Annotated in this window: 18 protein-coding genes; 11 read left to right on the top strand and 7 right to left on the bottom strand. The window is 56.1% G+C overall.

The features are described from left to right. The first annotated feature begins 17 nt into the window (after positions 1-17). Complete coding sequence (gene pncA, locus BVU99_RS14335) at positions 18-650, top strand: bifunctional nicotinamidase/pyrazinamidase (protein ID WP_099817184.1); 633 nt, start codon at positions 18-20, stop codon at positions 648-650. 233 nt (positions 651-883) lie between these two features. Continuing rightward, the gene (locus BVU99_RS14330; protein WP_043142993.1) at positions 884-2,161 is read left to right on the top strand and encodes a glycoside hydrolase family 18 protein; all 1,278 of its coding nucleotides are present in this window, start codon (positions 884-886) and stop codon (positions 2,159-2,161) included. Positions 2,162-2,203: 42 nt separating this feature from the next. Here the strand turns inward: BVU99_RS14330 and BVU99_RS14325 are convergent, their stop codons facing one another. Together BVU99_RS14325 and msrB are read right to left on the bottom strand one after the other, a co-directional pair. Then, a complete protein-coding gene (locus BVU99_RS14325; protein ID WP_025303093.1) occupies positions 2,204-2,476 on the bottom strand; it encodes a DUF1315 family protein in 273 nt (90 codons plus the stop codon). A gap of 63 nt (positions 2,477-2,539) precedes the next feature. Then, positions 2,540-2,953, bottom strand: a complete 414-nt coding sequence (gene msrB / locus BVU99_RS14320) for a peptide-methionine (R)-S-oxide reductase MsrB (protein ID WP_004932219.1) — start codon at positions 2,951-2,953, stop codon at positions 2,540-2,542. Between the two features lie 348 nt (positions 2,954-3,301). Between msrB and gapA the strand changes: the two genes are divergently transcribed. After that, positions 3,302-4,297 carry a glyceraldehyde-3-phosphate dehydrogenase gene (gene gapA, locus BVU99_RS14315; protein WP_004932222.1) on the top strand — a complete coding sequence of 332 codons (996 nt, stop codon included), beginning with the start codon at positions 3,302-3,304 and terminating at the stop codon, positions 4,295-4,297. 83 nt (positions 4,298-4,380) lie between these two features. Then, the gene (locus BVU99_RS14310) at positions 4,381-5,256 is read left to right on the top strand and encodes a D-hexose-6-phosphate mutarotase (protein ID WP_025303094.1); all 876 of its coding nucleotides are present in this window, start codon (positions 4,381-4,383) and stop codon (positions 5,254-5,256) included. A 95-nt stretch (positions 5,257-5,351) separates the two neighbouring features. On the opposite strand, the gene BVU99_RS14305 is transcribed toward BVU99_RS14310, so the two are convergent. Further along, on the bottom strand, positions 5,352-6,116 hold the full coding sequence (locus BVU99_RS14305) for a MipA/OmpV family protein (protein WP_025303095.1): 765 nt from the start codon (positions 6,114-6,116) through the stop codon (positions 5,352-5,354). 426 nt (positions 6,117-6,542) lie between these two features. Here BVU99_RS14305 and yeaG point away from each other — a divergent pair, with 426 nt between their 5' ends. The 3 genes from yeaG to BVU99_RS14285 all read left to right on the top strand — a co-directional run bounded on the left by yeaG (position 6,543) and on the right by BVU99_RS14285 (position 10,444). After that, on the top strand, positions 6,543-8,477 hold the full coding sequence (gene yeaG, locus BVU99_RS14295) for a protein kinase YeaG (protein ID WP_025303096.1): 1,935 nt from the start codon (positions 6,543-6,545) through the stop codon (positions 8,475-8,477). A 132-nt stretch (positions 8,478-8,609) separates the two neighbouring features. Next, the gene (locus tag BVU99_RS14290) at positions 8,610-9,878 is read left to right on the top strand and encodes a YeaH/YhbH family protein (RefSeq protein WP_004932234.1); all 1,269 of its coding nucleotides are present in this window, start codon (positions 8,610-8,612) and stop codon (positions 9,876-9,878) included. A 335-nt stretch (positions 9,879-10,213) separates the two neighbouring features. Further along, complete coding sequence (locus BVU99_RS14285; protein ID WP_004932237.1) at positions 10,214-10,444, top strand: hypothetical protein; 231 nt, start codon at positions 10,214-10,216, stop codon at positions 10,442-10,444. 200 nt (positions 10,445-10,644) lie between these two features. On the opposite strand, the gene BVU99_RS14280 is transcribed toward BVU99_RS14285, so the two are convergent. Next, on the bottom strand, positions 10,645-11,334 hold the full coding sequence (locus BVU99_RS14280) for an alpha/beta hydrolase (RefSeq protein WP_043142997.1): 690 nt from the start codon (positions 11,332-11,334) through the stop codon (positions 10,645-10,647). An 821-nt stretch (positions 11,335-12,155) separates the two neighbouring features. Here BVU99_RS14280 and BVU99_RS14275 point away from each other — a divergent pair. After that, positions 12,156-12,332 (top strand): GhoT/OrtT family toxin, encoded by a 177-nt coding sequence (locus BVU99_RS14275; RefSeq protein WP_025303098.1) that lies wholly within the window; start codon positions 12,156-12,158, stop codon positions 12,330-12,332. A gap of 266 nt (positions 12,333-12,598) precedes the next feature. Here the strand turns inward: BVU99_RS14275 and BVU99_RS14270 are convergent, their stop codons facing one another. Then, a complete protein-coding gene (locus BVU99_RS14270) occupies positions 12,599-12,892 on the bottom strand; it encodes a hypothetical protein (protein WP_043142999.1) in 294 nt (97 codons plus the stop codon). A gap of 225 nt (positions 12,893-13,117) precedes the next feature. Here BVU99_RS14270 and BVU99_RS14265 point away from each other — a divergent pair, with 225 nt between their 5' ends. The 3 genes from BVU99_RS14265 to BVU99_RS14250 all read left to right on the top strand — a co-directional run bounded on the left by BVU99_RS14265 (position 13,118) and on the right by BVU99_RS14250 (position 15,739). Then, positions 13,118-13,600 carry a hypothetical protein gene (locus BVU99_RS14265; protein WP_025303100.1) on the top strand — a complete coding sequence of 161 codons (483 nt, stop codon included), beginning with the start codon at positions 13,118-13,120 and terminating at the stop codon, positions 13,598-13,600. A gap of 307 nt (positions 13,601-13,907) precedes the next feature. Next, positions 13,908-14,462, top strand: coding sequence for a 3'-5' exonuclease (locus BVU99_RS14255; protein ID WP_038629407.1), 555 nt, complete (start codon positions 13,908-13,910; stop codon positions 14,460-14,462). Positions 14,463-14,545: 83 nt separating this feature from the next. Next, positions 14,546-15,739 carry a multidrug effflux MFS transporter gene (locus BVU99_RS14250; RefSeq protein ID WP_025303101.1) on the top strand — a complete coding sequence of 398 codons (1,194 nt, stop codon included), beginning with the start codon at positions 14,546-14,548 and terminating at the stop codon, positions 15,737-15,739. Positions 15,740-15,747: 8 nt separating this feature from the next. Here BVU99_RS14250 and dadX read toward each other — a convergent pair whose 3' ends face one another. Both dadX and BVU99_RS14240 read right to left on the bottom strand, forming a co-directional pair. Next, complete coding sequence (dadX, locus tag BVU99_RS14245) at positions 15,748-16,821, bottom strand: catabolic alanine racemase DadX (protein ID WP_099817183.1); 1,074 nt, start codon at positions 16,819-16,821, stop codon at positions 15,748-15,750. A 76-nt stretch (positions 16,822-16,897) separates the two neighbouring features. Beyond that, positions 16,898-18,202, bottom strand: coding sequence for a D-amino acid dehydrogenase (locus BVU99_RS14240; protein WP_060423866.1), 1,305 nt, complete (start codon positions 18,200-18,202; stop codon positions 16,898-16,900). Positions 18,203-18,660 lie beyond the last annotated feature (458 nt).

Genomic DNA, 18,660 nt, shown 5'->3' with positions numbered 1-18,660 from the left:
TGAACTCTGGAGCGGCAATGAAAACGGCCCTGTTGTTGATCGATCTGCAAAACGACTTCTGCCCCGGCGGCGCGCTGGCGGTCACGGCGGGCGACGCCGTCATCCCGGTAGCCAATCAGGCGATCGCCGCCTGCCTGGCGCGGGGAGAGCCGGTGGTGGCCAGCCAGGACTGGCACCCCGCCAATCACCGCAGCTTTGCGGTGAACTCCGATGCGCAGGTCGGCACTCTCGGTGAGCTGGAAGGCCTGCCGCAGGTGTGGTGGCCGGTGCACTGCGTGCAAGGGAGCCACGGCGCCGATTTTCATCCCCAGTTACAGCGGCAACACATCAATGCCGTCTTTCGCAAAGGGCAAGATACGAACATCGACAGCTACAGCGCGTTCTTCGATAACGGCCACCGTGCGCAAACCGAACTCCACGGCTGGCTGCAATCGCAGGGCGTCCGGCGGTTGACTGTCATGGGCCTGGCGACCGACTACTGCGTGAAGTTCAGCGTGCTGGATGCGCTGGCTGCCGGCTATCCGACGCAAGTGATCGTCGACGGCTGCCGCGGCGTGAACCTGCAGCCGGACGACAGTGAGCAAGCGCTGCAGGACATGGCGCGCGCCGGCGCGCAGCTAGTTACCCTGTCACAGTTTCTCGCCAACTAAATCCGCTCGGGCGCCACCGGCGCCCTCTCTGCGCGGCGGCGAAATTATCGACGCTGCTCACAATACCGCCTTTCTTCTTCCCCAACGGCTTGTGACCGGCAGGCGCTTTTGCTGTTATGACTGCGACGCTTTTGGCGTCAATCGGTTATACGCATCCGGGGCCCGCTGAGCCCGGCTTTATTGTGCCCGCCCCTGGCGGTACGGTCGGCCTTGCCGACCACAAGGAGACTGACATGAAAATAACCCGAAAACTGCTGCCTTTGCTGGCGGCGGTGCAATTGGCTATGGCTGGCGCAAGCACGGCCCAGGCGGCCTATCTCTCCGTCGGCTACTTCAACGGCGGCGGCGACGTCACCGCCGGCCCCGGTGGCGATATCGATAAGCTGGACGTCACGCAAATCACCCACCTCAACTATTCGTTCGGCCTGATCTACAACGGCGAGAAAGACGAAACCAATGCGGCGCTGAAAGACCCCGCTCGCCGCCACCAGATCTACCTGTCGCCGAAAGTCACGGCCGATCTGCAACGGCTGCCGGTGCTGCGCAAACAGAACCCCGAGCTGAAAGTGCTGCTGTCGGTCGGTGGCTGGGGCGCACGCGGTTTCTCCGCCGCCGCCGCTACCGCGGAAAACCGGGCGATATTCATTCGCTCCGCGCAGCAGGTGATCGCACAGTACCGGCTGGATGGGATCGATCTGGACTGGGAATACCCGGTGAACGGCGCCTGGGGGCTGGTGGAAAGCCAACCGGCGGATCGCGATAACTTCACCCTGCTGCTGAAAGAGCTTCACCAAGCGCTGGGGCAAGGCAAGCTGTTAACCATCGCCGTCGGGGCCAACGTCAAAAGCCCACAGGAATGGGTCGATGTGAAAAGCATTGCCCCTTACCTCGACTACATCAATCTGATGACTTACGACATGGCTTACGGCACACAGTACTTCAATGCCAACCTGTACGATTCAACGCGTTGGCCAACCGTGGCGGCCGCCGACCGCTACAGCGCCGATTTCGTGGTAAAGCATTATCTGGCTGCCGGACTGAAACCGGCACAGATGAACCTGGGCATCGGTTTCTACGGCCGGGTGCCGAAACGGGCGACCGAGGCGGGCATCGACTGGGACAAACCGGACGCCGCCAAGCATCCGGTGACGCAACCTGACTTCAGCGCGCGCGAAACCGCCCTGTTCAACGCGCTGGGGCTGGATCTCAGCAAAGACACTTACTTTAAATACCGCGATATTGTCAGCAAATTGCTCAACGATCCGCAGCATCGTTTTCGCGAACACTGGGATGACGACGCCAAAGTGCCATACTTGACGCTGCAATCCGCCGAAGGCAAGCCGCTGTTTGCCATCTCCTACGAGAACCCGCGTTCGGTGGCCATCAAGGCCGAATACATCAAAAGCCAGGGATTAGGCGGTGCGATGTTCTGGGAATACGGCGCGGACGACAACAACCGGCTGGCACAGCAGCTGGCGGAATCGTTGGGGATTAAGGGCGAAAAACGGTGAGTCGACGGGGCGATGGCGACATCGCCCCGCTTTAGGGTCGCGTTACTGCGGTTTGAGTTTGGCCAGCGGCTCGGCAACGAACTGCTGTTTCAGCTCTTGCTTGCTCTTCATCACAATCTGCCCGTCGGTACCGATGCTCATGTGCTGCGGATCGACGTTGTGCATCGACTGCCACAGCATCACCGCCTGCAAGCTATTTTCTTTCTGTTCCGGCGTCAGCGCCACGCCGTCCGGCCATTTACCCAGCTCAACCGCCAGTACCAGGCGCTGGTATATCTCGGGCGTCATCGCCGCAATCAGATCTTTCACGTCCATCAGAGCCCTTCTCGCTTACGGATGAATAATTAGCTGAATCGATTTTGTTAGTTAAATTACCACTTAACCGGCCGTTTGGTCGCCATTTTCGCCATCGGTGAAACTCAGCGAAGCGGAGTTGACGCAGTAGCGGTCGCCTGTCGGCTGCGGGCCATCGGGGAAAACGTGCCCCAGGTGCGCGTCGCAGTGGCCGCAGCGGATTTCAACACGATGCATATTATGCGAATTATCATCAAGATAGCGGATTGCATCGGCGGAAACCGGCTCATAAAAACTCGGCCAACCGCAGCCGGAATCGTATTTGGTTTCGGAATAGAACAGCGGCTGGTTGCAGCACAGGCAATGGTACACGCCCTCGCGCTTGTTGTGCAGCAATTTGCCGCTGAACGGCGCTTCGGTACCACGCTGTTGCGTCACATAACGTTGGATTTCATTCAGTTCCGTGACCGGATGACCGGGGGTTGTCTCTTTAGCCATTTGTGCTTATCTCTGAATGTGGATAATGTCAACGAAAACAATGATTAATAATAACAAAAAATTAACACCGCTGCAGGGGTTTTTGGCCTAAACTGTAGCCCATAAAGGCTACGTCACGATGATATGTGATAGCGATCACACATCTTGCGTATGCTGACTTTATACTTGGCGGCTTGTCCCCATATAACGGATGAGGCCAAGCGCAAATGGACTGTGCAATAAGCGTGCAAAACCACCCTTCTGGTTTGACTTGCCGCAAGAATTGACACGATTCCGCTTGACGCTGGGTAAGGTTTTTGTAATTTTACAACCAACCTTTTATTCACTAACAAATAGCTGGTGGAATATATGACTATCAAAGTAGGTATCAACGGTTTTGGCCGTATCGGTCGCATTGTTTTCCGTGCTGCTCAAGAGCGTTCTGACATCGAGATCGTTGCAATCAACGACCTGTTGGACGCAGAGTACATGGCTTACATGCTGAAGTATGACTCTACTCACGGCCGTTTCAACGGTACGGTAGAAGTTAAAGACGGCCACCTGGTTGTTAACGGCAAAACCATCCGTGTTACCGCAGAGAAAGACCCGGCTAACCTGAAGTGGAACGAAGTAGGCGTTGACGTGGTTGCTGAAGCGACCGGTATCTTCCTGACCGACGAAACCGCGCGTAAACACATCACCGCCGGCGCTAAAAAAGTGGTTCTGACTGGCCCATCCAAAGATGCGACCCCAATGTTCGTGCGCGGCGCCAACTTTGACAAATATGCCGGCCAGGACATCGTGTCCAACGCCTCTTGCACCACCAACTGCCTGGCACCGCTGGCTAAAGTCATCAACGACAACTTCGGTATCGTTGAAGGTCTGATGACCACCGTTCACGCGACCACCGCTACTCAGAAAACCGTTGACGGCCCGTCCCACAAAGACTGGCGCGGCGGCCGCGGCGCATCCCAGAACATCATCCCTTCTTCTACCGGCGCAGCGAAAGCGGTTGGCGTGGTTCTGCCAGAGCTGAAAGGCAAACTGACCGGTATGGCGTTCCGCGTACCGACGCCTAACGTATCCGTTGTTGACCTGACCGTACGTCTGGAAAAAGCGGCTACCTACGAAGAAATCAAGAAAGCCATCAAAGACGCCGCTGAAGGTTCTATGAAAGGCGTTCTGGGCTACGTTGAAGACGACGTGGTTTCCACCGATTTCAACGGCGAAGTGCTGACTTCCGTGTTCGATGCCAAAGCCGGTATCGCACTGAACGACAACTTCGTGAAGCTGGTTTCCTGGTACGACAACGAAACCGGTTATTCCAACAAGGTTTTGGATCTGATCGCTCACATCTCCAAGTAATGGCATGATGTTAAGCTGATAATGAGGGCGACATTTTTGTCGCCCTTTTTTATTTGTCTCTCCGGCAAACAATAGGTCATGAAATGAACGAGAAAATTTTCACCCTGCCCGTTTCCGAACAGATTTCACCTTACATCAGCCAACGTCAGCTCGATGAGCTGGGCGTGGTGGTGGTCTCGCACCCGAAAGTGCGCGCGGCCGTCGCGCTGCAGGGCGCCCATTTGCTGGCCTGGCAGCCCAGCGGTGAGCAGCCGGTAATTTGGCTCAGCAACAATACCCCGTTTGCCAAAGGCAAGGCCATCCGCGGTGGGGTACCGATCTGCTGGCCGTGGTTCGGTCCAGTGGCGCAACCCTCCCACGGCTTTGCCCGTAACCAGCCCTGGAGCCTGACGGCGCACGATGAAGATGACAACGGCGTCATTCTGACCTTCACGCTGAAAGACAATGAGCAGACCCGAAAACTGTGGCCGCACGCCTTCACGCTGATTGCCCGCTTCAAACTGGGTGCAGAGTGCGAGATCGAACTGGAATCGCACGGCGATTATCAGGCCACGGCGGCGCTACATAGCTACTTCCAGGTCGGCGACATCGAACGGGTCAGCGTGGCGGGTCTGGGCGAGCCTTATATCGACAAGGTGGCGGGCGGTGCAGAGGCACGTCAGGCAGGTGAAGTGACCTTCGTCGGCCAAACCGACCGTGTCTATACTCGCCCGGAGGCCTTCAGCCAGATCCGCGATCCGGCGCTCGCACGCACCATCGAGGTTCACCACCATCATATGAGCGACGTCATCGCCTGGAACCCCGGCGCAGAACTCTCCTGCAGCATGGGGGATATGCCGAACGACGGTTACAAGACCATGGTTTGTATCGAGACCGGGCGCGTCAGCAAACCGCTGATCGCCGCCGGCGAGCAACCCGCCCGTTTGGGAGTCACCTTCCGCAGCCGTAAAAAAGCCTGAGGGGATCGTGCGCGGCAGCGCACTGCAGATGTGCAAAAGGGGCGCTTGCGCCCCTTTTTAATGCACGCCATGCACGATAATCGTGCAATGCGTGATTAGAAGGTGTAGCTCACACCCGTCATCAACAAACCGGTGTAGGATTTATCCACCATCGGACTGTCTTTTACTTCATCCGACAGCTTCACATAGCGGCCGACGAAGAAAGCGTTCCAGCTCTTGTTGATCTGGTAATTGGCGCTCAGCTCGAGATACGGTGCCCAGCTATCGCCTGGGGTGTAGCTATCCAGGCCGCTGCGGCGGGATTCATTGGCGCTGACGCCGTAGTAATATTTGTTTTGGTTCTTGCTGTTCCACATTACGCCCACGCCCGGGACCAGCGTCAATGCGTCCAGATCAAACTTGTACAGGTAAGCCACATCGCCCACCAGCCCGTTGCTGTTGTTCAGCGTGTCGCCGGTGAAAGTAGTACGGATAGTGCCCCACTCCGCGTTGTGCGAATAGGCCAGGCCGGCCATCAGCGTGCCGCGACGCTTGTCGAGGCGCTTCATGCGATCGTCGTCGCTGTCGCCCGGACGGTAGCCCCATGGCGTGTAGTAACCCATGATGCTCAGCTGGTTTTCTTGATCTTTCCACAGGTAGTAACCGGCGGTCAGAGTACGGAAGTAGAAGTCATCACCTTCATAGTCGATGACGGGCACCGGATAAACGCGGTCCTGATAACCGCGATACGCGTCCGGGCTAACCAGCGCGGCAGCGCCAAGTGACCAGGTCCCCGCCTGAGCACTTTGCGCACAAACCATTGCGGAAGCGATAATTGCTAGCGTTTTGAGTTTTGAAATCTTCACTGGTTCTTTTTCCATAAATTACAGGGTTAATAGCCGCAATAGTTTATGTGAAAATTTAGTTGCGCGCCTAATCTTTACAATAGAAAACGACCAAGATCGAATAACTTATAGCGGAATTATGAATTAATCATGGCGGAACGATGACGTTTTATCCCGCAGGCCGCGCCAGACAAGGCATTTGGCTAACACGGTAATAACTGAGTCATTGATATGACTTAAAAAAAGCTTTTTCTGCGGCAGGAAATTTTCCGGCAAGCAAACTAAGCTTAAATCAGAAGGCGAATTTATCCTGGGCCCAGTGGCATACAGCGCAACTCGCGATAATAAGCGCACCAAGTTGGCATACGGGTTGCTGTACTCAGGCGTATTCTCATCTTCTGGGGGCCAGAACACTATCACACGCTCTCTTTAACCTGTGCTAATAACGAAAGGACGGGCATCATGAACATATTTGACCACTATCGCCAGCGCTACGAAGCTGCCAAGGACGAAGAGTTCACACTGCAGGAATTTCTTACCATTTGCCGGCAAGATCGCAGTGCCTATGCCAACGCGGCCGAACGTCTGCTGATGGCTATCGGTGAACCTGTGATGGTCGACACTGCGCTAGAATCACGCCTGTCGCGCCTGTTCTCCAATCGCGTGATCGCACGCTATCCGGCCTTCGAGGAATTCTATGGCATGGAAGAGGCCATCGAACAGATCGTCTCTTACCTGAAACACGCCGCGCAGGGCCTGGAAGAGAAGAAACAGATCCTTTACCTGCTGGGCCCGGTGGGCGGCGGTAAGTCCTCGCTGGCAGAACGTCTTAAGGCGTTGATGCAGCGCGTGCCCATCTACACCCTCAGCGCCAATGGCGAGCGCAGCCCGGTCAACGATCATCCGCTGTGCCTGTTCAACCCGCAGGAAGATGCCTCGATCCTGGAGAAAGAGTTCAACATCCCGAGTCGCTACCTCGGCACTATCATGTCGCCGTGGGCGGCGAAACGCCTGCATGAGTTCGGCGGCGACATCACCAAATTTAAAGTCGTGAAGGTGCGCCCTTCCATTCTGGAACAGATCGCCATCGCCAAAACCGAACCGGGCGATGAAAACAACCAGGACATCTCGGCGCTGGTCGGTAAAGTGGATATCCGTAAACTGGAGAACCACGCGCAGAACGATCCGGACGCTTACGGTTACTCCGGCGCCCTGTGCCGCGCCAACCAGGGGATTATGGAGTTCGTCGAGATGTTCAAAGCGCCGATCAAGGTGCTGCATCCGCTGCTGACCGCGACCCAGGAAGGCAACTACAACGGCACTGAAGGCATCTCCGCCCTGCCGTTCAGCGGCATTATTCTGGCGCACTCCAACGAATCCGAGTGGGTGACCTTCCGCAACAACAAGAACAACGAAGCGTTCCTCGACCGCGTGTACATCGTCAAAGTACCTTACTGCCTGCGCGTGTCTGAAGAGATCAAAATTTACGACAAGCTGCTGGATCACAGTGAGCTGACCCACGCGCCCTGCGCACCGGGCACCCTCGAAACATTGGCGCGGTTCAGCGTGCTGTCGCGGTTGAAAGAGCCGGAAAACTCGAGCATTTACTCGAAAATGCGCGTGTATGACGGCGAAAGTCTCAAGGATACCGATCCGAAAGCCAAGTCCTATCAGGAGTACCGCGACTACGCTGGGGTTGACGAAGGCATGAACGGCCTCTCCACCCGTTTCGCCTTTAAAATCCTCTCGCGGGTATTCAACTTCGATCACGCCGAGGTGGCGGCCAACCCGGTACACCTGTTCTATGTGCTGGAGCAGCAGATCGAACGCGAACAGTTCCCGCAGGATTTGGCCGAGAAATACCTTGAACACCTGAAAGGCTATCTGATCCCGAAATACGCCGAGTTTATCGGCAAAGAGATCCAGACCGCCTATCTGGAATCCTACTCGGAATACGGACAGAACATTTTTGACCGTTATGTGACCTACGCGGACTTCTGGATCCAGGATCAGGAGTATCGCGATCCCGATACCGGTCAGCTGTTCGATCGTGAGTCTTTGAACGCCGAACTGGAAAAAATTGAAAAACCGGCCGGTATCAGCAACCCGAAAGATTTCCGTAACGAAATCGTGAACTTCGTGCTGCGCGCTCGTGCCAACAACAACGGCCGCAATCCGAACTGGACCAGCTACGAGAAGCTGCGCACCGTGATCGAGAAAAAAATGTTCTCCAATACCGAAGAGCTGTTGCCGGTGATTTCGTTCAACGCCAAAACGTCGACGGACGAGCAGAAAAAACACGACGACTTCGTTGACCGCATGATGGAGAAAGGCTATACCCGCAAGCAGGTGCGCCTGCTGTGTGAATGGTATCTGCGGGTCAGAAAATCCTCATAACGCCTCAGGTAAGCGGCATTATCAGGGCCATGTCCACAGTCATGGACGTTGCAGCGCAGCCCACGGAGGGGCTGGCACATTGCGCTGCCGCGGCCGGGACATGAAGAGTTGGCAACGTCGTTTGGGGGAAGTATGGCCTATTTCATTGACCGACGGCTGAACGGCAAAAACAAGAGCATGGTGAACCGCCAGCGCTTCTTGCGCCGTTACAAGTCGCAAATCAAACAGTCGATTGCCGAAGCCATCAACAAGCGTTCGGTCACCGACGTAGACAGCGGGGAGTCGGTCTCCATCCCCACTGACGATATCAACGAACCGATGTTTCATCAGGGGCGCGGCGGCACTCGCCATCGCGTTCACCCGGGCAATGACCACTTCGTGCAGAACGATCGCGTTGAGCGGCCTCAGGGCGGCGCAGGCGGTGGCGGCGGCCAAGGGAACGCCAGTCAGGACGGTGAGGGCCAGGATGAATTCGTCTTCCAGATATCCAAAGATGAGTATCTCGATCTTTTGTTCGAGGATCTCGCCCTGCCCAACTTGAAGAAGAATCAGTACAAGCAATTGACCGAGTTCAAAACCCATCGCGCCGGCTATACCGCCAACGGCGTGCCGGCCAACATCAGCGTCGTGCGTTCGCTGCAGAACTCGCTGGCGCGGCGTACCGCCATGACCGCCGGTAAAAGACGCGCGTTGCACGAGTTGGAAGACGCGCTGACCCAGTTGGAAAACACCGAACCCGTGCAATTGCTGGAAGAGGAGCGGCTGCGCAAAGAAATTGCCGAACTGCGCAAGAAAATCGAAAGCGTGCCGTTTATCGATACCTTCGACCTGCGCTACAAAAACTATGAGCGCCGGCCGGAGCCCTCGAGCCAGGCGGTGATGTTCTGCCTGATGGACGTGTCCGGTTCGATGGATCAGGCGACCAAAGACATGGCCAAGCGTTTTTACATTCTGCTTTATCTGTTCCTGAGCCGAACCTACAAAAACGTTGAGGTGGTCTATATTCGCCATCACACCCAGGCAAAAGAGGTGGATGAACAGGAGTTCTTCTATTCACAGGAAACCGGCGGCACCATCGTCTCCAGTGCGCTGAAATTGATGAACGACGTCGTCGAAGAACGTTATGACCCGGCGCAATGGAATATCTACGCCGCGCAAGCCTCGGACGGCGACAACTGGGCCGACGATTCACCGCTGTGCCATGAACTGTTGGCGAAGAAGATCCTGCCGATGGTGCGTTATTATAGCTACATAGAGATCACTCGCCGCGCTCACCAAACGCTGTGGCGTGAATATGAGGATCTGCAGGCGAAGTTCGACAACTTCGCCATGCAGCATATCCGCGAACCGGACGATATCTATCCGGTATTCCGCGAACTGTTTCGCAAGCAGACCGTGTGAATAACATCGCGTGAATGTCACCACAGCCGGAAAACGCCGTTTTCCGGCTGTTTCTTTTCCGCATTATATTTACATCATCCGTGTTTGTTTTTTACACAATAACAATGTCAATAATAAGTCGCGTTCCCCAGAACGGCCCTCTCTATTATTTGTTCTTCTGAGGTTATTCCTAAACATTCACTTCCACGTCCACACGGCTTGATAGGAATATTCCCATTCAGTTATCGTTATCCCATCGCTTGGGACCTTTCCTAAGCGAAATTTTCCTCATTTTATTTTTCTATGGCTTCTCAGCCCGCTGCGGCGGGCATTTACCTGTCAGCAGGTTAAACATCATGATCGACTACACCCTCTATGGCCTCAACAAACACGACGTTGATGAATACCATAAGCAAATATGCTGCCTGCTCGGCAAAAACGTGCTTCTGGTGCTGACCGCCAACAAGCCGATAACCAAACAGAACCTGCTCGCCAGCCTTATCCAGGAGATAGAAAAACAGCCCGATGATTATTTTCAGAGGCTGCATCGTGCGGCAATAGAAATGATCGGGGTTAACGGGCGTTAAGGCGATATGCGTAAGGCAGACATCTACGCCATTATTGCCACCGCCGTCGTGCTGATGATGCTGTTAATCATTAATATCGATAGCGATATCAGCGTTTATCCTTAATGGGCCCCTATTACGCCGGCTCTTTAGCCCGGCGTAATAGGCAGCGGAGGAATAGTCTGTCACCTTTTATTCCGAAGAACCTTTCGGCTCTTGCTTTATTGCGAACCGGCCGCTTCGTCAATCAAACTCGCCACCTCCTCGGCGTGAGAGACCAGCGAGGCGTGGCTGGCATTGAGTACCATCACTTTCTTAGGCTGCAGCCGCTGCGCCATACGTCGCTGATTCTCCGGGGCTATCATGCGATCGTCGCTGGAGAGTTGATACCATGACGGTTTATGTTTCCAGGCAGGTTCACCGAGGGTGTTACCAAAGGTATCAGCCAGCGGAGCCTTCTGCGCCACCGCCATCACCAGCGCCTCGTCGGCGGTCAGATCCTGGCAAAAGCTTTCGTGAAACTTGTCGGTTTTGATCCACAGATAACCGTCGCTGTCCGGGGTCAAATTCTCGACTGCCGCAGGAGGATGCGCTTGCGTAATACCGCCGGCACTTTCACCGGCATCCGGCGCAAACGCGGCGATGTAGACCAAGCCAACCACGTTAGGCTGGTTGCCCATTTCCGTGATCACGGCACCACCGTAAGAGTGCCCTACCAACACTACCGGTCCCGCTTGCTGCGCGACCATCTTACGCGTACGTTCCGCATCCTCAGCCAACGAGGTCAACGGCATTTCTACCGCATGAATCGCCGAATAGCCCCTGCGTGACAACTCGATGATAACCTTACTCCAGTGCGCGGCGCCGCCCCAGAATCCATGTACCAGCACGATAGTGGGTTTTGTGCTCATTGCCGACTCCTCATCTCATAGGAAAGCGCCGTAGACAGATGAACGGCCCCCCTTAAGAGACACGCCTGGCTGCCTTCGACGTCACACAGTCCCTATTTTATATAGTCAGCCCCACAGCGTTCAGCAATAGCTACGACGAGTTAACGTCCCCTGCTTTTCCGGCGTCGCCACGGCCTATCGACGCGGCTTACGCCGCAATGCCAGAGAAAAAAACGGGATTAAAACTAGGATTTTTACCCATGACGATCTAAAATTTCGCGCAAAAACAAAGAGAAGTAAATTTGACTCACGGGAAAAGGAATGAAGTTGTGAAGGAAATGATCTCCATCGTTTTTATGGCATGCCTGCTGGCGCTGCTGTTTTCGTGGCTGTTCGTCTACGGTCTTAACATTCATTAAACCTACAACGACAACAATCCCTCTTCCCGACTCGTCAGCGGCGCATCGTTACGATGCGCTAAAACCGACGCTTAAAGGGCTCGCGAACGGACAACGGCACTTCACCTCAGCCTTTTTGCCGCAAATACATCATTAATTTTTATGAATTATAGACTCATCGCGTTTCTCCCCCTCACAGGCCCTTTTACTGCTCAGCGGAGTTCCTCCAAAACGATGGCTTGCCTGACGCAGAATGTTACCGGTAACTATGCTGTTGATTTCTTTTGGTAATAAACGTAAAGCCGTTAATAACCCCACGTTCTTTATAGAAATGAATTATGCGTCCTTATGAATAAAGGTTTGAATAAACGGCCTTTGGTCATTGATTATCCCCCGCCAAGCTCCTAGAATTCGCGCGTAAAAATACAATTGGGATCGGGTTTCATGTCGCCGCTGTGGGTTGCAACGCAATACTGTTATTTTATTGGTCTTTTAGTTTCTATGGTTTTCACCTACCTGGTTAGCCGGGACACCGTCAAAATTCGCTGTATCAGCGCAGTGACCATCGGGTTAACCTGGCCGTTGAGCCTGCCGGTCGTGTTGCTGTTTTCGCTGTTCTAACGCCCCCCATGCCGCGCGGTGGCTTTTAAGCAATCGTGTTAATGAAATGAGGCTGACCACCGACGTCGTGGTTTTGGGCGAGGGATAAAAAAACGCCAGCGCAAGGCTGGCATGAAAACTGGAAGCAATGTGAGCAATGTCGTGCCGGATCGGGGGGCACAGAAGGAGACAACCCTTTTCCCCTCACCGGCGAAACAAATGATAATACGTCTCATTATTGAATGTAAAGTCATTTCCCCACGCAACTTTTTCCCTTTGGAAAACTATCAGCCGCGCGGCGCTCGCCAGCGCTGATACAGTCGCCCTCCCCCCCACACCAGCAGCCAGAGCAAAACATTGAACCCCAACCATAGCATCAGCAAATAGAAGAAAGTCTGATAGCTGGGTATGCCCCGATCGGCCAAAAACGGGTTAAAGTGAAAAAATTTGACGATCGCGAACGGATTAAGATTGAAACGGTTGAACACGGCCGTCGTCAACAACGGTGGCAACAGTGTGTAAAATGTCAGGCTGAACAGCAGCAGGATTTTTGTGCCAGAAGTGTTTTTATAATCTCTCATATCAATGTATTACGTCTTCCATTGTGGCGGGAAAACCGCCAGACATTCGCACGCTAATCGACCCCGCAAGCGCCAAAGAGTTCCAGGTCAACGCGGAAATAAAGCCGTTCATGCGTTTAATTGTCATTTAGCGCACGGGTGATATATACCCAGTGGATTTAAAATTACGATGTCGCCGCGTCGTCTTCAACCGCAGCGTTTGCATGGCATCATCAGGAGGCATTAATGAAACCGGACGCACTCTCCCTGCCGCCGAACCCGAAAAAGCTCAAAGTCATCTACGGCTGGTATATTTACGTGATCTATATCCTGCTGGTTTTCAACATTTACATGGCGGTCTACAACGTCTGCGTTCGGCATCCGATCGAGGCCCCGCTACTGTCGCTTTTTCACAGCCTGTTCATCGCGTTGATGCTGCAGCAGGTACTCAGGAAGAACGTCGTTTTCGCCTGGATCTTGCTGAGCTATTTTATTCTGATGCGCCTCTATTACGCCAATGTGCTGCATGTCGAGTTCACGCTGGTGAGCCGCGGCCTGGTGCTGCTGATTCTGACGCTGCTGCTGACCGGCGGCGTGGCCGTCGGGCAGTTGGCCACGCCGCCGCAGCGACATGACTGGCTGGCGCGGCTGGGCTGGCGGCAATGGGGAGCGCTCATGGCGCTGGCGGCCATCCTGACCCCGTTGATTACCACCGACTATCTGGGGTAAACAGACTGCTACTTAGGGATATGAGGTTCGGAAATGTCTACGACGCGGCATATTTTAGTGAAGTTGCCCGCCTTCTCACAGATCTTGTCCGTGACGAACATGCTAAGGTAGCCCAGCAACAGCAAGTAGCCGACCATGCACAGAATAAAGATAAGCGTTCTCACCGATAACGACCAACCTGATAAGAGTATCCCGAGCATCATAACCTGAACGCGGCGCTTTAAAAGGATTTCATGTGCGCATCGGCCCGCATCGGCGCACGTTCTGTAGTAATATTAAGCCACCACGCCTACCACCGGAAACGCCGATGCACCATCTGATGTTAGACATTGAAACCCTGGACACAAAACCCAGCGCCGTCATTCTGGTGGTTGCGGCGGTGTTTTTCGATCCCCGAACCGGGGAACTGGGCGCCGAATTCGAAGCCGCCGTCAGTTGCCAGAAAGAGCAACCGGGCCGCACCATCAGCCTGGATACGGTTGCCTGGTGGGCGAAACAGTCCGACGAAGCGCGCAAACAGGCCTTCGGCGGCACCGAGAGCCTGAAACGCGTGTTGAGCAGCCTCAGCCGCTTTATCCATATGAACAGCACCGATACGGTGAAAGTCTGGGGCAACGGCAAAGAGTTCGACTGTGCGATCCTCGAACACGCCTTCCAGCAGCTGGAAATGCCCTGCCCGTGGAAATTCTGGGATACTCAGGACGTGCGCACGGTGATCACGTTGGCAGAACTTCACGGCTTTAACCCCAAAAAGACACGCCCGTTCGAAGGCATGCCGCACCGTGCGTTGGATGATGCTCGCCACCAGGCCCGTTACGTGGCCGATGCCGTCTCGGCGCTCTATTACCGCCAGGGGGCGTAGCGCTGACCCGCTTTGCCCCTTTTCATTTGTCGCCGGAGTCTCTACTCTAGCCCTCTTTGTCACTCGGACGTGCCTTTCCTGTTATGCAAAAGTTTCTGTTTATGCTTCTCAGCCTGGTGCTGCTCGGCCCATTAGGCATCGATCTTTACCTGCCGACCATTCCCGCCATTGCCGTCGGCCTGGGCAGCAGCGAAGCGCTGATCCAATCCACCATTTCACTGTTTATTCTGGTGCTCGGCCTCGGCCAGGTCATCGCCGGCCCGCTGGTGGATAACTATGGCCGCAAGCCGGTGGCGCTGGCCGGCATTATCCTCTACATGATCGGCGCCGCGATGGCGGCGCTGGCTACCAGCCCGACGCTTTTCATCGCTTCGCGTCTGCTGCAAGGGGTGGCGGTTTGCTGCACCGCCGTCGTCGCCTTCAGCGGCGTGCGCGACCGCCTGAATGGTGACGACGCTGCCCGCGCCTTCGGCTTTCTCAATGGCACACTGAACATCATCCCCGCGCTGGCACCGCTGCTCGGCGGCCTGCTCGCCGAAGCCTTCGGCTGGCGAGCCCCTTTCTGGTTCCTGGTCGGTTATGCGCTGCTGGTGTTGGTGCTCATCGCGCTGCGCCTGCCGGAAACCCGCCCTGCCGACACCGTCCCGGTCAAGGGGCTGCCGGTACGCCAATATGCGCGCATCCTCAGCGAACGGCGTTTCCTTTCCTTTGCGGTAGTGAACTCCGGGGCGATGGGCATGGCGCTGACCTACGTTTCCCTGGCACCGAACGTGCTGATGGGCACCGCCGGCCTGACCCCGCTGCAATTTTCGCTGGTGTTCGGCGCCAACGGTTTCTGGATCATGCTGGTCAGCTTCTTCGCCAACCGCATCATCCACAAGGTAGGCCGTCCGGTTTGCCTGGCGACCGGCGGCATTTTGATGGGGCTGGGCTGTCTGGGGTTGCTGCTGGGCGTCATGCTGCTGCCCGCGGCGGCGCAAGCGCACTGGCTGGCGTATATGCTGCCGGTCGCCAGCGCCTGCGCCGGGTTGGCGTTCGTGATGGGTCCGGCCACCAGCTACGCGTTGGAGCCGTACTCCAATGAGGCAGGCGTCGCGTCCGCGCTGGTCGGTTTCGTACAGATGGCCGGCGGTGCCGCACTGGGGCTGGTGGCGATGGCGTTGCCGTTGCAGCCGAAGTTGTCGCTAGCATTGGTCATGCTGGCGGGCTGCCTGCTGGCGCTGCACGCACGGCGGCTCAGCAAGCAGATTAAAGGGCAGATAAAAAAAGTCGCCTGAGCCGCGGCTCAGGCTTCGGTGACGACCGGCACCCGCGCCGCTAACGCCGACAGCAGCTCATAACCCAACGTTCCTGCCGCCGTGGCCACCTCGTCCACCGGCAGGCGTTTCCCCCACAGCTCCACGTCGGCGCCCAATTCGACTTGTGGACAGGGCGTCAGATCCACCGCCAGCATATCCATCGACACCGTTCCCAGGGTGCGCGTCAGCACGCCGTCAACCCACACCGGCGTACCGGTCGGCGCATGACGCGGATAGCCGTCGGCGTAACCGCAGGCCACCACGCCGATACGCTGCGTGCCGGCGGCGCTGTAACGGCCGCCGTACCCCACGCGATCGCCAGACTTCAGTTGCTGAATGCCGATGATCTCGCTGCTCAGCGTCATCGCCGGCTGCAGCCCCGTCCCCGCAACATCATTCCAGCAACCGCTCGGCGAAGCGCCATAGAGAACAATCCCAGGGCGGACCCAACTGCCGTGGGTCGCAGGATGCCACAGCGTAGCGGCCGAGTTGGCCAGGCAACGCGGCAGCGGTACATCGGCAGCCACCGCCTCGATGGTGGCCATCTGTTGAGTTACGCCTTCCGGCCCGTCGGCGGTGGCGAAGTGACTCATCAGCGTAAGCTCGGCAATATTGGCGACAGTCTGCGCCCTGCACCACACCTCATGCAGGCGCTCGGGCGCAAACCCCAGCCGATTCATGCCGCTGTTCACTTTCAGATAGACATCAAGCGGCGCACTCAGCTTCGCGTCGGCGATCGCCGCCAGTTGCCAGTCGCTGTGCACCGCCGTCGTCAGGCGATAACGATCGAGCAAGGCCAGATCCTGCCGCTGGAAGAAGCCTTCCAACAACAGGATCGGCCCCTGCCAACCGGACTCGCGCAGCAGCACCGCTTCGGCCAGATCCAGCATGGCGAAGCCGTCGGTTTGCGCCATGCTGCGCCAAACGTGTTTGATGCCGTGGCCATAGGCGTTGGCCTTGACCACCGCCCAGACTTTGGCGCCGGGGGCGAAACGGCGCACCACCTGCAGGTTGTTTTCAATTGCACCGAGATGCATCGTGGCGGTTATCGGACGGGGCATCGGTTCTCCTTGGGGCAGCGTACAGCGGCCACGCGCGCCTGCGCGTGGCCGGAAAAGTCTATGACAACGTCGACGATTAACGTGCGGGATGCACGTCGTTCAGCGGAACCGCGTGTTGCTGGCGAAACCCGGCGCTGTAACGCGCCACCGCCAGGTCATCGGAAGGGATCGCCGGCGTAATGCCGGACATCAGATCGGACAACAACTGCCCGGAGCCGCAGGCCATCGTCCAGCCCAACGTGCCATGCCCGGTATTGAGATACAGGTTCTTCAGCGAAGTTCGGCCGACAATTGGCGTGCCGTCCGGCGTCATCGGCCGCAGGCCGGTCCAGAACGTCGCGTCTTCCACTCTGCCGCCGTTGGGGTAGAGATCGCGTACCACCATCTCCAGCGTTTCGCGCCGTTTTTGCTCCAGCTGCGTGTTGAAACCGACGATCTCCGCCATGCCGCCAACGCGAATACGCTGGTCGAAGCGCGTGATGGCGATTTTATACGTCTCATCCAATACCGTAGAGAACGGCGCCGCCGCTTCGTCGGTGATAGGAATGGTCAACGAATAGCCCTTCAGCGGGTAAACCGGTATCGACACCAGGCCGCGCAACAGCGCCGTGGAGTACGAACCGAACGCCACCACGTAGCTATCGGCCTTAAACACTTCCTCACCACACTGCACGCCGGCAATCTTGTCGCCCTCCACCAGCAGGCGATCGACGCTGCGGTTGAACAGAAAAGTCACGCCCGCCTGCTCTGCCATCTTCGCCAGCTGTTGCGTAAACAGCTGGCAATCGCCGGTCTCGTCGTTCGGCAACTGCAGGCCGCCGGTCAGCTTGTGCGCCACCTGGGCCAGCGCCGGCTCAACGCTGGCGAGCTGGCTGGCCTCCAGCAGTTTGTAAGGCACCCCGGCATCTTCCAATACCGCAATGTCTTTCGCTGCGTTTTCGAACTGTTGCTGGGTGCGGAACAGCTGCAGCGTGCCGCCCTGGCGGCCTTCGTATTGGATCCCGGTTTCCTGCCGCAGCGCCTTGATGCAGTCGCGGCTGTATTCCGCCAGGCGCACCATGCGGCCTTTGTTAGTCATGTAGTGTTCGGTGTTGCAGTTTTTCAGCATCTGCCACATCCAGTTGAGCTGGAAGCTGCTGCCGTCGAGGCGGATAGCCAACGGCGCATGGCGTTGGAACATCCACTTAATGGCCTTCAGCGGCACGCCCGGCGCCGCCCAGGGAGCGGCATAGCCCGGTGAAATCTGTCCGGCGTTCGCCGCGCTGGTTTCCAATGCCGGGCCAGGCTGGCGATCGATCACCGTCACCTCATGCCCCGCCTTCGCCAAATACCAGGCACTGGCTACGCCCACCACTCCACTACCTAAAATTACCACTCGCATCGCTGACTCCAGCCCAAGGCTTCACAAAGCATAATCTTCTGCTCACAGGAAATTAACTCAGTGAAAAAATCCGTCCAACAACTTCGTCATCAAACGTGACAATATTCACAATTAATTTATCGTCGATGGGTCATGCATTTGCAATAGCCACCTGAAAATAGCGATAAGATGCGGTTTAGAGGGGCCTATGGCGTCAAACCGCCGCTGAATAGATAGCAATGCTATCAATGATAGCAATCAAAAAAGGCGTAATAAGCAACATTGATTTAACAGAATATAAAAATACCAGCCAGTACATAATCAGAACAAAAAACCAATAAAATAAAAAATTCCAACATAACAAACAAAGAGAGCACCCTCCCTCCGCAGCAGAAAAATCGCGTAAAATTACAGCTACCGTTAACCTTGCTTTCAGTGCTGGAATAAAACACCCGAGCCCTTAGCCCGCCCGTTTACAT

This window comes from Serratia sp. OLAL2, from assembly GCF_002752475.1.
GTDB lineage: Bacteria > Pseudomonadota > Gammaproteobacteria > Enterobacterales > Enterobacteriaceae > Serratia > Serratia bockelmannii.
The sequence above is the reverse complement of the archived record's forward strand: the minus strand, read 5'-3'. Positions and strand labels throughout refer to the sequence as shown.

Coding starts and splice junctions, on each gene's coding strand:
- BVU99_RS14280 (WP_043142997.1), bottom strand. CDS start 11,334: ATGAGCACAAAACCCACTATCGTGCTGGTACATGGATTCTGGGGCGGC.
- BVU99_RS14275 (WP_025303098.1), top strand. CDS start 12,156: ATGTCGCCGCTGTGGGTTGCAACGCAATACTGTTATTTTATTGGTCTT.
- BVU99_RS14330 (WP_043142993.1), top strand. CDS start 884: ATGAAAATAACCCGAAAACTGCTGCCTTTGCTGGCGGCGGTGCAATTG.
- BVU99_RS14310 (WP_025303094.1), top strand. CDS start 4,381: ATGAACGAGAAAATTTTCACCCTGCCCGTTTCCGAACAGATTTCACCT.
- BVU99_RS14325 (WP_025303093.1), bottom strand. CDS start 2,476: ATGGACGTGAAAGATCTGATTGCGGCGATGACGCCCGAGATATACCAG.
- msrB (WP_004932219.1), bottom strand. CDS start 2,953: ATGGCTAAAGAGACAACCCCCGGTCATCCGGTCACGGAACTGAATGAA.
- BVU99_RS14255 (WP_038629407.1), top strand. CDS start 13,908: ATGCACCATCTGATGTTAGACATTGAAACCCTGGACACAAAACCCAGC.
- BVU99_RS14285 (WP_004932237.1), top strand. CDS start 10,214: ATGATCGACTACACCCTCTATGGCCTCAACAAACACGACGTTGATGAA.
- BVU99_RS14265 (WP_025303100.1), top strand. CDS start 13,118: ATGAAACCGGACGCACTCTCCCTGCCGCCGAACCCGAAAAAGCTCAAA.
- gapA (WP_004932222.1), top strand. CDS start 3,302: ATGACTATCAAAGTAGGTATCAACGGTTTTGGCCGTATCGGTCGCATT.
- dadX (WP_099817183.1), bottom strand. CDS start 16,821: ATGCCCCGTCCGATAACCGCCACGATGCATCTCGGTGCAATTGAAAAC.
- BVU99_RS14305 (WP_025303095.1), bottom strand. CDS start 6,116: ATGGAAAAAGAACCAGTGAAGATTTCAAAACTCAAAACGCTAGCAATT.
- BVU99_RS14240 (WP_060423866.1), bottom strand. CDS start 18,202: ATGCGAGTGGTAATTTTAGGTAGTGGAGTGGTGGGCGTAGCCAGTGCC.
- BVU99_RS14250 (WP_025303101.1), top strand. CDS start 14,546: ATGCAAAAGTTTCTGTTTATGCTTCTCAGCCTGGTGCTGCTCGGCCCA.
- yeaG (WP_025303096.1), top strand. CDS start 6,543: ATGAACATATTTGACCACTATCGCCAGCGCTACGAAGCTGCCAAGGAC.
- BVU99_RS14290 (WP_004932234.1), top strand. CDS start 8,610: ATGGCCTATTTCATTGACCGACGGCTGAACGGCAAAAACAAGAGCATG.
- BVU99_RS14270 (WP_043142999.1), bottom strand. CDS start 12,892: ATGAGAGATTATAAAAACACTTCTGGCACAAAAATCCTGCTGCTGTTC.
- pncA (WP_099817184.1), top strand. CDS start 18: ATGAAAACGGCCCTGTTGTTGATCGATCTGCAAAACGACTTCTGCCCC.